Here is a 13,497-nt window from a genome sequence, read left to right on the forward strand (position 1 = left end):
TCAACAGCAGTATTCAACGCTTCTCGATCCTGAACTCGCCCTGTCCGGCGGACTTGCTATGAGCCGCTGGCCTCAACTCACCCTGACAGACAGGGTCTCGCCCACCGCCACGGATCAGGATCTGCTCCAGTGGCTTGAACCCACCCTCGACGAGCTTGGCCTGACCTCCTACCCCAGAGGCAGCGAAGATGTTGAGGACGCCGCCGTACGCATCATGGCTAGCAGGCTTCTCGCCGGCGCCCTCTCTCCGCGCGAGTTGGCTCGCTGGACCCACTCGGCCATCGGACATGACGGCACACCCCACGCCGAGGAGTTGGTCATGCTCGATGATGTGTACGACATGCTGGAGTACTGCGAGGAAACCGAAGCGGAGATCGACGCTCGCGTTCTTGCCGAAGCACGACGCTTGACCGCCGCAGGCGTAGCCACCCAAGGTGCCGACTCCCCCGCCTGACTCAGGCAGGGTCACGCCAGAGCCTCGCCGATCTTGTCGTTCATGGTGTCATCGCCGCCGTCGATGCAGTTGGCGTAGACCCGGAGCAGGACGGCGACGCCGTGGCCTAGGCGCCGGGCTACCTCGGTCGGTGGGACGCCGGCATTCAGCCAGAGCGAGGCCGCCGCGTGGCGCAGGTCGTAGGGCCGGCGGACGAGCGGAGAGGCGACCTGCGATTCGGCCAGCGCCTTCTCGCGGGCGAGCTTCCACCACCGGTCGTAGACCGACTCAGAGAGCGGCCCACCGTGCAGGCCCCGGAAGTATCGACCGTCCGGGCCGACCCCGTGATTCGCGACGTGTGCGCACAGCAGCTCGACGAGCCGGGGCGGGATCGGGACCGTACGAGTCTCAGCCCTCCCCCGGTGTTTGAGTCCGCGCCGCTCGTGGGAGCCGCCGTCATCGGTCCAGTGCGAGCCGGCGCGCGGCGACGTGCCGGCGAGCACCAGCCGGCCCCAGCGATATTCGATCTTCTCGTGCTCGCAGGACCGGGAAGGCTTGACCGCCCCCAGGTCGTCGAAGTCGGCCCCGCAGTCAGCGCACCGGCCGGCAAGGTCGCAGTCCTCTCGCCGCAGGTCGGCCGCCTCGGAGGGGCGCATCCCCGCGTAATAGAGGCAGCCGAAGAACGCGGTGACCTTGTCGGCTCGTTTGCCGAGAGATTTCACCGCCTCTAGCAGCGTGGCGACCTGGGCTGGGTTCGCCACCACCCGCCGGTCGATGGATTGTGCGACCTCGGGGGCGGTCCACTGGACCCGATCGACCGGGTTGGAGGCGATCAGCTCCAGCTCGACTGCGTACCCGAGCACGTTGTAGAAGGTGGCTCGCTTCCGCTGGACGGTGGAGGCAGCCGAGGGCTTGCCGTCGAGGCGTACGCAGAGGCTGTCGAGGACGCGGCGGACCATCGCGGGCGAGTCGAGTTCGACGACCGGGAGGGACGCGGTTTCCAGCCAGGCCAGAGCCGCCGCGTGCTCGGTGGGGATCTCGTCGGACCAGCGGCGCGGGTTGAGGCCGTAGAGGTACAGCGCGTCACGGAGCAGGGCGTCGGTCGGTCGGCCCCGCTTCGCCGGGCGGGTCAGTGTCACCGTGATCGAGGTCAGCGCCTCGACGATCGAGCGCCGGGTCTTGGCCGCTGCTCGGGGCCACTTCATCTCGACGTACGCGCGGCTGTGCGCGTACCAGGTGGTGGGGTTCTTGGTTCTGGCCTCGGAGACCGGGCGGCCGGTGGCGGGGTCGAAGGGCTCCCCCGCGTTGGCCGCCTGGACCAACTCGGCGCGGAACGAGTGCGCCAACGCCTTGGTACGGAACATGTCCTCGAAGCGTTGGCCGCTCACCGCCCAACGGACCCGCCATGGCCGAGCCTTCCGGTCAGCGCGCTTAGCGATCTCCCAGATCTGGACCTCGTAGCTCTTCATGCGGCGTCCTGCTCCAGGTCGCCGAGCCACCGACCGAGCGCCGACCGCCGGACCCGAAGCTGCCCGTTCGGAAGCTTGATCACCCGTGGCCCCTTGCCGATCTGCCGCCAGTAGAACCAGGTCGAGCGCGGTACGCGCAGCTCGGCGAGCACTTCCGGCACGGTCAACAACTCCTCGTTCACTGCGTTTCCTCCCCGTCGTGCTGTGCGCTGTGCTGAGTTGCCGAAAGATCTGAGGACCCCTGCGCGGCCCGGTCCTTGGCGGCGAGCAGTTCGGACCGCCAACGGGCGCGTTCGCTGATCGACCGCATAAGCCGGTGGGTCATCGGGCCGACGTCGGGGTCATCGGGTCGGGCCAACTCCCAGGCGTGCCGGACCCGTTCGGCGGTGTCGCCCTGGTCGTCGACGAGCTGCGTACCGTCGGTGGTGACGCCGAGCAGTGCCCGGACCCAGGCCCGCGCGTCGTGCTTGTGGTCGGCGAGGGTCTTGCCGGACCAGTCGCGGGAAATGAGGATGCGCCGGCCGCCGATGCCGAGGGTGTCGCGCTGGTGGACCTTGCCCCTGCAGCGGCCGGGCTTGAGCTTGGCGTGCGCCTTCTTCGGCTGGACGCCGTACAGCAGCCAGTTGGCACAGCGGTCGGTGCACGGCGTCAGCTGGAGTTGCTGCCAGAGCCGGTCGAGGTGCTTGCGTTGCCGGTCGGTGGTTGCCTTGTGGCAGTCGCCGGTGTGCTTGGTGATGTATTTCGTGACGTACCGGATGGTCCGTTCGGCGTCCTCGGTGCCGGGCATGACGCCGCGGGCGTCGACCTGGGCGCCGAAGCGGACGACATGCACCGGTTCGGCGTCTGGGTCCTCGTCGATGGCGTCGAGGGCTTCCGTCCAGGTGTTCAGCGACTCATGGGTGTCCGGGTCGACCCACGTTGCCGCCTGCTCGTCCCAGACAGGGAGCCGGTCGAGGGTGTAGCGCTGGACGTCGACCGAGGGCCACCACACCTGGTGATAGGTCGCCGCCGCCACGGTGCGGAGCACGTCCCGAGGGATGGTGCCCCGGATGGCGCAGTGGGCGTGCGGGGCGAGACGGCGTTGCGGCTCGACGCAGCCCGCGTACTGGACGTTCCAGCCCTCACACCGCCGGAGGTTCTGCCAGAACCGGTCCAGCAGCCGGGGGAAGTGCACGGCGTCCCAGGCTGCGCGACGGTAGTCGTACCTGGCCGGGTTGACCGGGGTGCCGTCGGGGCGGACCGGGCCGTACGAGTCGAGGGTAAGGGTGAGCCACATCGACGGTTGGTAGGTGGAGCCATCCGGGGCGGTGTAGGTCTTGCCGACGGTGCGCCGCTCGACCTTGCGCCGAGGCAGCTCGGGGGCATCTTGGCGCCGCTTGGTCGAGCGCGTGCGCCGTGGACCGGGCTCGTCGTCCTGGTCCTCGTCGTCGTTGGCGTGGGGTGGTCCGACTCGCCCGCGCAGGCCCTCAGCGGCGATGGCTTCCTCTACCTCGCGGATAGCCTCGTCGAGGTCGGCCACCTGGTCCCACTGGGCAGCCCTCACCGCCTCATCCCGAGAAAACTCCAGGTGTGCGCGGAACAGGATCAGGGACTTCTGCGCCTCGGTTGCGGGTTCCGGGCCGGGTAGTGGCTCGTCGTCGCGGTGCCAGCCCTCGCGGATCTGGGCTTGCCGCAGGCGGCGGTTCTTCTTGGCGCACGGCGGGCACTTGTCCTCGCGGGTCGCGCCGCAGGGCAGGTCGATGACCTCGGTCATGCCGGTGTCGAGGTCGGTCCGGCGCATGGCGAGCGGGCGGACGCAGACGCCGTACTCGATGGCGATGTCTTTGAGGACGTCGACCGAACGGGGCAGTGCCATGCGGGCCGCCCGCGACCCCGGCCGAGGTGCAACCGGGGTCGGGGCGGGTTCGAGACCGGGCAGGGTCGGAGCCGTCATCGGATGATCCCGACGACCTGGGGCCGGTTGTGCTGGACGACGCCGACCGGAGGCAGCACCGCAACTGATGCCGGCGGCATCACCGGTGCCTGCGGGGCGGGTTCGACCGGCTGCGGCTCGTCGTACCAGTCGCTTTGCGGCTGATCGGGCTCGGGTGCCGGCGGGGTGGTGGGTGCGCTGGACAGGACGACCTTCACCAGGGCGAGGAAGGCGAGCGACGGCACGGCCGCGACGATCCAGCCCCAGACGGAGGGTTCGGCTTCGGCGACCTGGGCGGCGAGGGAGAGTAGCGCGAACGCGATCAGGAGCACGCCGACCAGGCCGACGGGTCGACCATCACGGCGGCGGGCGCGGATCTCCAGGCCGAGGTAGATGGCCATCAGCTCGACCGCTACGGCGTTGGCCCAGCCGATCCAGTCGGGTTGGCCGTGGGCGACGGTCAGGTCGTGGACGTGGGTGAAGGCGGCGGCGCCGGCCATGGTGCCGATGGCGAGCAGGATCAGCACCCGGACGCCGGACTCGGCGCGTTCGCGGATCATCGGCCGCTGCCGTTGTCGCGGATGGTCAGGGTGATGCTGATCTGTTGGCCGTTGAGGTCGCGGCGGCGGTTGACCATGTGTGCCAGGCCGTGCAGGGCACCGGCGAGCCGGTCCGGGGAGCCGTCGAGGTCGATGTGCAGCGGCTTGAGGCGGTGGGTGCCGAGGAAGAAGCTCTTGAGGGACATCGGTTACCTCCGGGCCGGGGCGACGCGGGTACGGATGTGGTCGGGTGGCTCGCCGAGGGAGGCCACCGCTTCGGAGAGGCAGCGCCACAGCGCCCACGCCTCGTCGGGGGTCAGGTACATGCGGCGCCGGCCGCTACCGACGGCGAGATAGACCGGGTACGGGTCAGGTCGGGCGGGGTCGACGCGGACGGACACGGCCGTGCTGGTGGCACCGTCGGTGCCGGGGGCGCGGAGCCGGTAGAAGGTTCGGCCGTCGGTCGGGGCGGTCACCGCGGCTCACCCCCGTCGGTGTCCCGGTCGAGGATGTTGAGCAGCGAGTCGGGCAGTAGTGGTCCGCGACGCTGCCGGGGCAGCGGCGGTCGGGTCGGTTCGGTGGCGGTTTCCCGGCCGACCTGGGCGAGGATGTCCGCCGCGTCGGCCGGTGCCGGGTACTCGGCGGCCAGCTCCCGGATGTGGTCGTCGGAGATGTAGGAGAAGCGGACCCGCGCCGGCTCGGGGGCGCCGTCGAGGATCACGTACCCGACGCCCTTGGCCCAGCGGGGCATCTGGTCGGCGAGGGCACCCCGGTTGCGGGCACCGTCGCCCAACACGAGGTCGACCTGAGCGGCCTCGGTCAGGCCGAGCGCGATCCGGGTCGGGAACAGATCCCGGAACGGCAGCACCTCCTTACGGGGGTCCTGCAACGCGGCCACCACGAGGACGCCGACGCCGGCACCCTGCGACAGCAGCAGCCCCAGCGACCCGGCGATGCGCTTACGCAGGTCGACGTCCTGGAGGTACGCGGTCAGTGCCGCCATCTCGTCGATGACGACCACGACCAGGGGGTCAGCCAGGGTCGGAGTGTGGACCCGCACGGCGCCGGCAAGTCGGGTCTGCCGTTCCCGCATCACTGTCACGGCTTCGTCGAGCAGGTCGGCCATGGCTTCGAACGACTTGCAGGCGAACCGGGCGAACAACGGTCGGCCCATGGCGAATTCCATGCCGCCCTTGGGGTCGATCACCCAGAGCCGGACCAGCCCGGAGGAGATCCCGCCAGCCAGGACGCGGACCAGCGACCACAGGACTGAGCCCTTCCCGGAGCGGGTGGCGCCGCCGATGAGTACGTGGGTGGCGAGCAGGTGCAGGCACCAGTGCCGCAGGTCTTCCCGCCGGGCCAGGGGTAGAGCGGTGAAGTCGGGCACCGATGGGACGTCGAACGGGTCGACCAGGGTGCGTAGCGCGTCCGTGCGGACCACCACCAGGTAGACCACCGACGGCCGGTCCCGGAATCGCAGCCGGTCCACCGCGCCTAGGACCAGCGCCCAATAGCCCGACCGGATCGGCGGATCATCGGGGCGCTCGGAGTAGACCCGGGCGTGCCGCCGGCCGAAGGCGTACGCCAGGTTCGCCGTCGCCTTCTGGAACTCCTCCGGTGTCTGGCCGCGGACCATGCGGATGGTCAGCACGTCGAGCGCCTGATCCGAGCGAACCCGCAGCAGCTCCGGCAGGACCGTGCGATGGTCGTACACCCTGGCCAGGCCGCAGAGGGTCATCGCCTCACGCCAGGCCCGCCGGTAGACGAAAAGCTGCCGGAACCGGCCGAGGATCGGGCCGGCGCACCAGGTCCACCAGGACGACTCGTGCCGCCACCGCCACAGCGCCGACACGGCAGCGGCCAGGACCACGGGCACGATCACGCCGGACCGGCCGAACTCGCGGAAGAGGCTCACCCCGGCCACGACCAGGCCGACGGCGACCGGGTGACGAAGACACCACCACAGGCCCCGCCACATCCACCTCAGCACCAGGCCGAGCGCGGTCAGCCAGACCGGCAACTCCAGGCGACGCGGCCGGATCACCATCAGGTCCCCGGCGGTGGTCATCACGACCTCGCCCCGCGGCCGGCGCATCATCGCGCACCCGCCACTGTGGGCCGCCGCAGGACAGCAGGCATACGCTTGGACATGTCACTACCTCTCTCGACAGAGCAGGGGAAAGAGACAGAGGGCGGGGCTGCCGTCCGCCAAGACCTGACAGCCCCGCCCCCACCAAATGCGGCTACTGCGCCGCCTTCGTCGCCACGCCCGCCGGAGCACGCATCCCGGTTGCCCGCAGCGAATACGCCATCCGACCGTTGTTGCCCACGTACGGCGTGACCGTCATGCCGTCGAACTCCACCGCCTCGAACAGGCCACCCGTCGGCGGCACCGGCTGGTAGTCCGCCGAGATCTTCACCGTCGTCTCCCGCGAGCGCTTCCCCAGCTCCGGATCCAGGTCCATCACCCGGACCTGCCACACCCGCTGGCCCGTCAGCTTGTCCTTTGCCGGGCTACGCCGGCCGGTCTTCTCGTCGTAGTCCTCGACCTCGCCCAGAGACTCGGGCACCAACGCGCACCCCGCCGGGAACACGTCCTCACACCGCACCGCGAACCTCGTGCCGCCTCGCAGAGCCATCGCTCAACCTCCAACTTGTTAACTTGTCTGCCAAGTTGCGTTCCAAGGTAGACGGCACTTGGCAGACAAGTCAACAACAAGACGCCGAGGTGGGCCGACAACACCAACCGGCACCAAGGGCCCAGCCCAGAGATCGACAGAGGCCGCGCCAGCGAGTCAGGGCATGGACACGGGAGGACAAGCTGTTCGACGGCTGGCGGCACGCTCTTGCTCCCACTACTTGCAGCGAGCGTGGCCCCTAGCAGCTGTGCAGGGAACAGGGTCGGGCGCTGCGGTCGGAGCCAAATAGGAGCAGCGCAGCTCCAGGGCTCCACTGCTCGCGCCCGCCAAGCGACGCCTCATGCGCGAGCATGCATGCAAACAAGCACGCAAACTTGTTTGCAAACTTCTCCAGGTCCGCGCGCACACGCCCACGGCCTTGCTAGCTAGCAAGCCGTAACGGCCACCTGCCGTCTGGCCGAAGAGTCACCAGCCTTGTCAGCCGATCGGGCGCCTGCGATGTCGCCAAGCTTGCTGCCGACGAAGGTCTGCTGAATACTGCAACTGCTGTACGCAACGCTGCAACGACCACTGCAAGGAACACTGTAAATATTGCTGTAGCTGTTACTGCAAGGATTACAGTCGCTGATACTGCAACTGTGGCAGAGTGACGAGCAGCGCCGAGTGCTATACGCTTGGTTTTAGAAGTTGGGAAGCGTTGAACGTTCAACGCACCCACGCTCAGGAGTCTGCGTTCACGTGGTTAAGTGGGCGCAGAGAGAAGGGGCCCCCGCTGCGCCGGTAAGCTAACGCGGGAGCCCCACCTGGGGGCCGGGTCACCTACTAGGTGGCCTGGCCTCCAGGCCCATCCCTGAAGTGAGTGGTCAGCGAAACCACGGCGATGCCCAACCTGACTACCCAGGTCAGAGCCTTAATGCCGTACTGCCGCAGCCAACCACGCCTCCTGCGGTTTCGGCCTCGCACCTGCCGAGGCTTGGACCGCTTCCGGGATCGAGCCATGCTCCACCACCTCACGCGAACTCGGTCTGATCGCCATTCTTGATCTTGGCGATTCAACGGTTTGCGTCGCTCGGGCAGCCGATTATGACTCGCGATAATCATAGACACATCGGCGCCAGAAATTGCAACCGGACCCAGCGGAAGACTCGACTCTAAGACTATTCGGTCCGGACTTTTAGCCCGCACCGTGTCGGTGCTTGACGGCAGCCTGCGCCTGCTGTATCGCGCACTCTCCGTGCTACAGACAATGCATCGCCTCCCGCTTGAACTCCTCTCTGCCGGGTACGGGAGCAGTTGTGGCAGAGCAGATGGAACGGCGTGCGGTCGACGAGGCACACTCGCGGCCGGCCGGGGTGGACGACACGACCGTGGAGGCTCTCGGCGAGTTGAGCAAGGCGCTGGAGACGATCCATCGGGTGCGTGGACACCTCTACTCGGCGCACCAGCTCGTCGGCGGAGCAGACCTCACCCTCGACCGGGTGGTCAAGCTGCTGCGCGAGGCGGGACACGACGAGATGGCCGACCGGGTCGAGCGCGAGCTGTTGGGGCGCAATGTGCTACCCGGCCGCTGGACCTTCCAGATCATGGAGGAGTTCGACGACGGCTACTACGCCACGTTCCAGGAGATCGAGCGGGACGCGCGGGAGAAGCTGGCCGGCGGTCGGCGGCACATCTTCGAGGCGGAGATGAAGGAGCGGCGGCGTACCCACTGGATGCCGGGGCACGAGGCTACGCCGTAGCGCTGCCGCCGAAGCCATTCGGGATCATCGAGGCCAGGGCGTTGGCTCGGGCCTCGATGATTCTCATTCGTGCCTGGTACTCGGCCGGTTCCCGGTGCGCGGCCTGGCTGGTGACCTGGCCGGGCCACTTCCGGTAGAGCAGGCCGTACTCGCGGGTGAAGTAACCCGCGCTGACCACGTTGGCGGCGAGTAGAAGGCCGGTGTCCTCGGAGGCCGGCAGCGCCATCCAGCCACCCAGGGCGAAGACGAGGTCCCGCCGTAGGCACAGGGTGGCTGGGTGCACCGATGCTCTGTAGTCGTTGGCCTGCCAGAACGTCAGGACTGAACCGCGGTCGATGAGACCGCCGGCCGGGTCCTTGTCCCATCCGGCGGTCGACCCGTCGGGCAGCAGGTCGAGTACCCGCGAGGTGGTCCAGCCGATCTGCGGGTGCGCGTCGAACGCGGCGATGTCCCGGGCAAGCGCGCCGGGGGTCAACTGGTCGTCGGCGTCCAGGACCTTGATGAGTTCCCCGGAGACTCGGGAGAGCGCGAGGGTACGGGCGACACCGGGCCCACCGGGACGGCCGGTGCCGAGACTGACCCGGGGATCATTCGGCAGCGCGTCGACCAGGGCGCCGGTCTGCCCGTCCTCCTGGACGAGCCATTCCCAGTCCCAGCCGGCCGGCATCTCCTGCTTGGCCAACGACTCGTAGGCGCCAGCCAGGTACTCGATGCTGGGCGCGTGGACCGGGGTGATGACCGAGACGAGCTGCGTCAAGTTTTCCACCGCTGGAGTTTGTGGGAGTAGACAAGCTCGGTGCGGTCGCCCGGCATCACCACGTCGGCGACCTCAACGATCCGGCCCGTGGTGTCGATCGAGGTCTTCCGCACGGTGAGCACGGAGACGCCCGGGTCGATGTCCAGCAACTCGGCCTCATCCGGCGACGGCGGACGCGCCCGGATCTCGTCGTCAATCCGGTCCAACTCGATGCCCAGCGTGTGGAGCTGATGTTGCGTGCCGCCCGGCCACGGTTCCTTGCCCTCGTCGAGTAGGTCCGGGTTCGCGGCCACCAAGTCGTACGGCAGGTAGGAGTACGACACGGTCAGCGGCGCGTTCTCGTGCCGCGACGACGTCCAGTAGACCCGGCGCAGCAGCGGCGCACCCGGCTCGACCTGCAAGGCCGCCGCCATCTCCGCATCAGCCTCCACCCGGGAGTACTCGGCGTGGAACTTCAGATCGTCGACGGTCAGGCCGGTGTCGTGCTCGGTGGCGCCAGTTTTCAGCCGCTCGTCCTCGTCGAGCAGGACGCGATCCTTCTCCCACTGGTACCGCTCGGTGTTGCGACGGCGTACCCGCTGGCGGGGTGCCCGCACGTAGGTGCCGCGCCCCTGCTCCGCGCGGACCAGGCCCCATTCGCGGAGCTGCCGGATAGCGTTGCGGACGCTTGTGCGCGACAGGCCCGAGGTGTCGGCCAGCTCGGTCTCGCTGGGCATCAGGGTGCCGGGGGCAAGTTCCCCGCTCACGATCTTTGCCCGCAACTCCTCCGCGAGTTGCAGGTAGCGAGGGCGCCAGTCCCGGCCATGCACACCGGTCACCGTACCCCCTAGACGTTCCAACGTCTGCCAGGTGGTCCCGCCAGCGGGCCGCTCAGGAACCGGCGGTACGGCTACCGCTGCTCGCGGTGGCCGCGCAGGGCGCAGGCCGGGAGTACGAGGAACGGCTGAGCCCCGACGGGTGTTGGCGTTCACCGCATCTCTCCGGCCCGCTCGCCACCATCTGCCGGTGTCAGCATCTCCAGCTGGGCGTATACCAGCTCGTCAATGAGCCGGTCTACCTGCGCGGGCGACAGGAGTACGGTCTGCGTCGCGCCGTATCGGGTCGCGTCGAGCTTCACGGCCAGGTCCCGGCGGGCGAACCGGTCAACGACCAGTTGGACGGTGACCCAGCCGGTCCGCTCCCGTCCGATCGTGGAGAGAAGCCCGCGGTGCATCGGGTCGTTCGGTCCACAGCCTCGACACCACACCGGGCACACGACCGGCGCGATCGACGACGGCGACGACCTCTCTGGGATGGCAGCACCCTTACTCATCGCCGGCCCCCTGTGGCCCGGTGGCCTGGGCCAGCGATCCGCGAAGTTGCTCAACCAGTTGGGCTGCCTGCGGCAAGGACAACTCCGCCCAGGCGTTCCCGGCCCGGCACGTCACATGAACACCGACCATGGGACCGCCCAGAGCCTCACTGCTGATGAGGTACGTGACAACGAGCCCACCGGCCCGCCTGTCGCCGGCTCGCTGCATTGGGCCGCGATGACGGCGGGCCATATGTGTCATCACGGGCGGCACCAGGTAGCCGCAGCGATCCGAGGCGCACCAGTCCGGATGGCTCGTGACGGCGGCCGGCTTGTTCGTACGACTCATCGCGGCCACCGCCCGCCGTTGCCTCGGAAGAGCTGGGCTCGCGTCATCAAGGGCGCATACCGGAGCGCAGGCAGTTCGCGGGTTGCGCCCGTCGACCACCTCGGCGACGAGGTCGCAGATCCCGCGCGTGAACTCGACTGAACGTTGCTGCTGGCACGCTGGGCAGATGGGCGCCTCCGAGACCACCAGGACGAGAGCCAATGGTGCCGACGGTGAGAGCCGGACATCGCACCTCCACAGGTAGACGGGGACCGGTGGCCAGCCACGGGGGAATGCGGCCGGCCACCGGCCCGGATGAAGGCACGGCGCACCGTCCGACGCCGGACGGGTCGGGTATCGCCGAGCCAACTTCTACGCGCGGCTACCGCAACCGGTCCGACAGGACACCGCGCATCAAGTGCGACCAGGACCAGCGCGGGACCACCCCTGACACGGGCCGTCACCCCAGCCGCACACCGAGAAACGTATCTACAAGTGGACGAGTTGTCTAGACGTAGAAATCCATCGCTTGGTTGGCACTTGGTAAGACAAGTGCCAGGTACGGTGAGCAGGTGCCCACCCCGCACTACGGACAGCCGCGTTACCGCGCCATCGCCGAAGAGTTGAAAGAGCGCATCGAGAGCGGCGTCATCCCGCCCGGAGCCCTCTTGCCGACCGAGAGCGCGCTCACCGCCGAATTCAGGGCAGCGCGCGGCACGGTTCGTCAGGCGATAGCCGCGTTACGCGAGGCAGGTTTGGTGGCCACCGAACATGGCCGTGGCACCCACGCAACCCCCCGCCAGCACGAGCGCAGGCGAGACGAGGGTTCCGAGACGGAAACTCAACAGCGCCAAGTCGCCGCCGACCCGGAGCTTGCAGCCCTTTTCGCTGTCGAGGTGGGCACGACCCTGATTGAACAACAGAGCCTGGCTCGAACAAACGGAGCCGTCGGCAAAGTCGTCAGAATCTACCGACTACTCCCAACTGAGCGATAGAGCGGTTCGCACCTTCGACACGTCCTCCAGGGCGGCTCTGAACGGGCCCCACGCCCCGCGCGCTCCTGCTCGATCTGCTCGGCGAACACCGATTGGGCGTCGGAGCAGTAGGCAAGCACGCTGCGCAGTACGCCCAGCGCCCATCGGCTGGCGCGAGAAGCGGCATCCCGGGCCGCCGCACCGGTAGCGTCGAGAATGGGGTGAGGTCGCAGCCCGCAGCCGGCCGCGGCGGGCCGGGCCGTGCGGCGTAGGGAAGGGCCCGCCGGTCGCGCGGCGGGTAACGGGGTGGCGGACCGGTCTCGGTCCCTGCGCCTCCGGGGGGCGCAACAACTCCAGGACGGCCGGGGCCCCGCCAGCGGATTGCGGTCCGTTGATGGTTGGGCCGGACCCATCCCACCAGCTGACAACCCGGGCAAGCCGAGTAGACCCACCGCGCGGCCCGTCAGCGCCTGCGTCAAGGCTTCCGCTTGACGTGGCGGACCGAGCGGCGGCCTGCTCCCTACGAGGCGGGTCGGCGACAGACAGACAGGATGGCAGGGCTCACCGTGACGCCGTTGCTAAATGAGCCCACGAAGTCGTGCGGCGCTCTCAAGGTCTGCTCTAAAGGCATCCAACGTTGCGAGTGTGTACATGCCATCGATCTGCCCACTAGCCCAGAGGTCGTAGATGCGCCGCAAGTCCGCCGCTCGACTTTTCCAACCGATGCCATCGATTACGGCCATCACAAACTGTCTTGGTCGCCGAACTTCCGCCATTTCCACGATCTCGCGAACCGCGTCTGTCAACTTCGAACCAGTGCTGTCGAATCCCTTTGCCGCAACAACGATCTGTGCTGAGCTGGCAGAAGGAATTGCTAGATCGCATGGCGCATCCCGCCCTGCACGCCCGATAAAACGTGTTCTGGGCGCGCAGAGAAGACCCAAGTCCTTGGCGATTAGTTCAATTTCATCCTCGACTTTACGGCCAGACTGGCCGGCCCGGGTGGCCGTGGCGCGCGTTCCAGCTCGCGCCGCTAGGATATCTCCGAAGTCGTACGATCGAAGGCGTTGCACATTCAAAAGCCGGATAAGATCGTACTCCAACTCCATCATCATCAACAGGTCCTCTGGCCGAGTCTTGGCCAAGGTGTACCAGCCGGATGTATTAAAGTGGTGCTTGAGTACGTTTTTAAGCTTCTCGTGAGAAAGCCCAACCGCTAATCCAAGGATGTAAACGGCGGCGGGGTGCTCCTCGATCCACCCACGAAGTATGTCAAGAGTGATTGCGGGAAGTGCAGCTAATGAAGCTGCGGCAGTCTTGATCTCAACCGCATTCGGACTTGAGGCGGTTGGGTCCACATGTGCCGTTAAGCGACCAAGCGTGGCGACGTAGTCTTCAAATGAGGGGATAGTCAAC

General features: G+C 68.0%; 15 protein-coding genes. 3 read left to right on the forward strand and 12 right to left on the reverse strand.

Annotation, left to right across the window (positions count from 1 at the left end):
* The coding region (locus tag ACFY2Q_RS10830; RefSeq protein ID WP_387129152.1) for a hypothetical protein at window positions 1-454 on the forward strand (454 nt) is incomplete at its 5' end.
* A gap of 11 nt (window positions 455-465) precedes the next feature.
* Here ACFY2Q_RS10830 and ACFY2Q_RS10835 read toward each other — a convergent pair.
* The 8 genes from ACFY2Q_RS10835 to ACFY2Q_RS10870 form a co-directional block, all read right to left on the reverse strand.
* On the reverse strand, window positions 466-1,902 hold the full coding sequence (locus ACFY2Q_RS10835) for a tyrosine-type recombinase/integrase (protein WP_387129154.1): 1,437 nt from the start codon (window positions 1,900-1,902) through the stop codon (window positions 466-468).
* Complete coding sequence (locus ACFY2Q_RS10840) at window positions 1,899-2,084, reverse strand: helix-turn-helix transcriptional regulator (RefSeq protein ID WP_387129156.1); 186 nt, start codon at window positions 2,082-2,084, stop codon at window positions 1,899-1,901. The genes ACFY2Q_RS10835 and ACFY2Q_RS10840 overlap by 4 nt, the downstream gene beginning before the upstream one ends.
* Window positions 2,081-3,835, reverse strand: a complete 1,755-nt coding sequence (locus tag ACFY2Q_RS10845) for a replication initiator (RefSeq protein ID WP_387129158.1) — start codon at window positions 3,833-3,835, stop codon at window positions 2,081-2,083. Before ACFY2Q_RS10845 ends, ACFY2Q_RS10840 begins: the two co-directional genes overlap by 4 nt.
* Window positions 3,832-4,374: a DUF2637 domain-containing protein gene (locus ACFY2Q_RS10850; protein ID WP_387129160.1), complete on the reverse strand. Its 543-nt coding sequence runs from the start codon at window positions 4,372-4,374 to the stop codon at window positions 3,832-3,834. Before ACFY2Q_RS10850 ends, ACFY2Q_RS10845 begins: the two co-directional genes overlap by 4 nt.
* Complete coding sequence (locus tag ACFY2Q_RS10855; protein WP_357837710.1) at window positions 4,371-4,559, reverse strand: hypothetical protein; 189 nt, start codon at window positions 4,557-4,559, stop codon at window positions 4,371-4,373. Before ACFY2Q_RS10855 ends, ACFY2Q_RS10850 begins: the two co-directional genes overlap by 4 nt.
* Before the next feature lie 3 nt (window positions 4,560-4,562).
* On the reverse strand, window positions 4,563-4,829 hold the full coding sequence (locus ACFY2Q_RS10860) for a hypothetical protein (RefSeq protein WP_387129162.1): 267 nt from the start codon (window positions 4,827-4,829) through the stop codon (window positions 4,563-4,565).
* On the reverse strand, window positions 4,826-6,421 hold the full coding sequence (locus ACFY2Q_RS10865; protein ID WP_387129165.1) for an FtsK/SpoIIIE domain-containing protein: 1,596 nt from the start codon (window positions 6,419-6,421) through the stop codon (window positions 4,826-4,828). Before ACFY2Q_RS10865 ends, ACFY2Q_RS10860 begins: the two co-directional genes overlap by 4 nt.
* Before the next feature lie 175 nt (window positions 6,422-6,596).
* Entirely contained in the window at window positions 6,597-6,992 is a 396-nt protein-coding gene (locus ACFY2Q_RS10870) for a transcriptional regulator (protein ID WP_091402451.1), read from the reverse strand.
* A 1,307-nt stretch (window positions 6,993-8,299) separates the two neighbouring features.
* Here ACFY2Q_RS10870 and ACFY2Q_RS10875 point away from each other — a divergent pair.
* Entirely contained in the window at window positions 8,300-8,731 is a 432-nt protein-coding gene (locus tag ACFY2Q_RS10875; protein WP_387129758.1) for a hypothetical protein, read from the forward strand.
* On the opposite strand, the gene ACFY2Q_RS10880 is transcribed toward ACFY2Q_RS10875, so the two are convergent.
* The 3 genes from ACFY2Q_RS10880 to ACFY2Q_RS10890 form a co-directional block, all read right to left on the reverse strand.
* Window positions 8,721-9,497, reverse strand: a complete 777-nt coding sequence (locus ACFY2Q_RS10880; RefSeq protein WP_387129167.1) for a glycosyltransferase family 2 protein — start codon at window positions 9,495-9,497, stop codon at window positions 8,721-8,723. The genes ACFY2Q_RS10875 and ACFY2Q_RS10880 overlap by 11 nt on opposite strands.
* Entirely contained in the window at window positions 9,485-10,306 is an 822-nt protein-coding gene (locus tag ACFY2Q_RS10885; RefSeq protein ID WP_387129169.1) for a GntR family transcriptional regulator, read from the reverse strand. Before ACFY2Q_RS10885 ends, ACFY2Q_RS10880 begins: the two co-directional genes overlap by 13 nt.
* Window positions 10,307-10,455: 149 nt before the next feature.
* Complete coding sequence (locus ACFY2Q_RS10890) at window positions 10,456-10,701, reverse strand: precorrin-4 C11-methyltransferase (RefSeq protein ID WP_387129171.1); 246 nt, start codon at window positions 10,699-10,701, stop codon at window positions 10,456-10,458.
* Window positions 10,702-11,679: 978 nt separating this feature from the next.
* On the opposite strand from ACFY2Q_RS10890, the gene ACFY2Q_RS10895 reads away from it, so the two are divergent.
* Entirely contained in the window at window positions 11,680-12,102 is a 423-nt protein-coding gene (locus ACFY2Q_RS10895; RefSeq protein ID WP_387129173.1) for a GntR family transcriptional regulator, read from the forward strand.
* Window positions 12,103-12,659: 557 nt separating this feature from the next.
* Here ACFY2Q_RS10895 and ACFY2Q_RS10900 read toward each other — a convergent pair.
* Window positions 12,660-13,496, reverse strand: coding sequence for a hypothetical protein (locus ACFY2Q_RS10900; RefSeq protein WP_387129175.1), 837 nt, complete (start codon window positions 13,494-13,496; stop codon window positions 12,660-12,662).
* Between the last annotated feature and the right edge of the window lies 1 nt (window position 13,497).

The organism is Micromonospora sp. NPDC000316, assembly GCF_042898885.1.
Classification (GTDB): domain Bacteria; phylum Actinomycetota; class Actinomycetes; order Mycobacteriales; family Micromonosporaceae; genus Micromonospora.

What these genes read in the sequence shown, in the direction of transcription:
- ACFY2Q_RS10835 (WP_387129154.1), bottom strand. Translation starts at nt 1,902, where the DNA reads ATGAAGAGCTACGAGGTCCAGATCTGGGAGATCGCTAAGCGCGCTGAC.
- ACFY2Q_RS10845 (WP_387129158.1), bottom strand. Translation starts at nt 3,835, where the DNA reads ATGACGGCTCCGACCCTGCCCGGTCTCGAACCCGCCCCGACCCCGGTT.
- ACFY2Q_RS10850 (WP_387129160.1), bottom strand. Translation starts at nt 4,374, where the DNA reads ATGATCCGCGAACGCGCCGAGTCCGGCGTCCGGGTGCTGATCCTGCTC.
- ACFY2Q_RS10855 (WP_357837710.1), bottom strand. Translation starts at nt 4,559, where the DNA reads ATGTCCCTCAAGAGCTTCTTCCTCGGCACCCACCGCCTCAAGCCGCTG.
- ACFY2Q_RS10865 (WP_387129165.1), bottom strand. Translation starts at nt 6,421, where the DNA reads ATGACCACCGCCGGGGACCTGATGGTGATCCGGCCGCGTCGCCTGGAG.
- ACFY2Q_RS10870 (WP_091402451.1), bottom strand. Translation starts at nt 6,992, where the DNA reads ATGGCTCTGCGAGGCGGCACGAGGTTCGCGGTGCGGTGTGAGGACGTG.
- ACFY2Q_RS10875 (WP_387129758.1), top strand. Translation starts at nt 8,300, where the DNA reads ATGGAACGGCGTGCGGTCGACGAGGCACACTCGCGGCCGGCCGGGGTG.
- ACFY2Q_RS10890 (WP_387129171.1), bottom strand. Translation starts at nt 10,701, where the DNA reads ATGCACCGCGGGCTTCTCTCCACGATCGGACGGGAGCGGACCGGCTGG.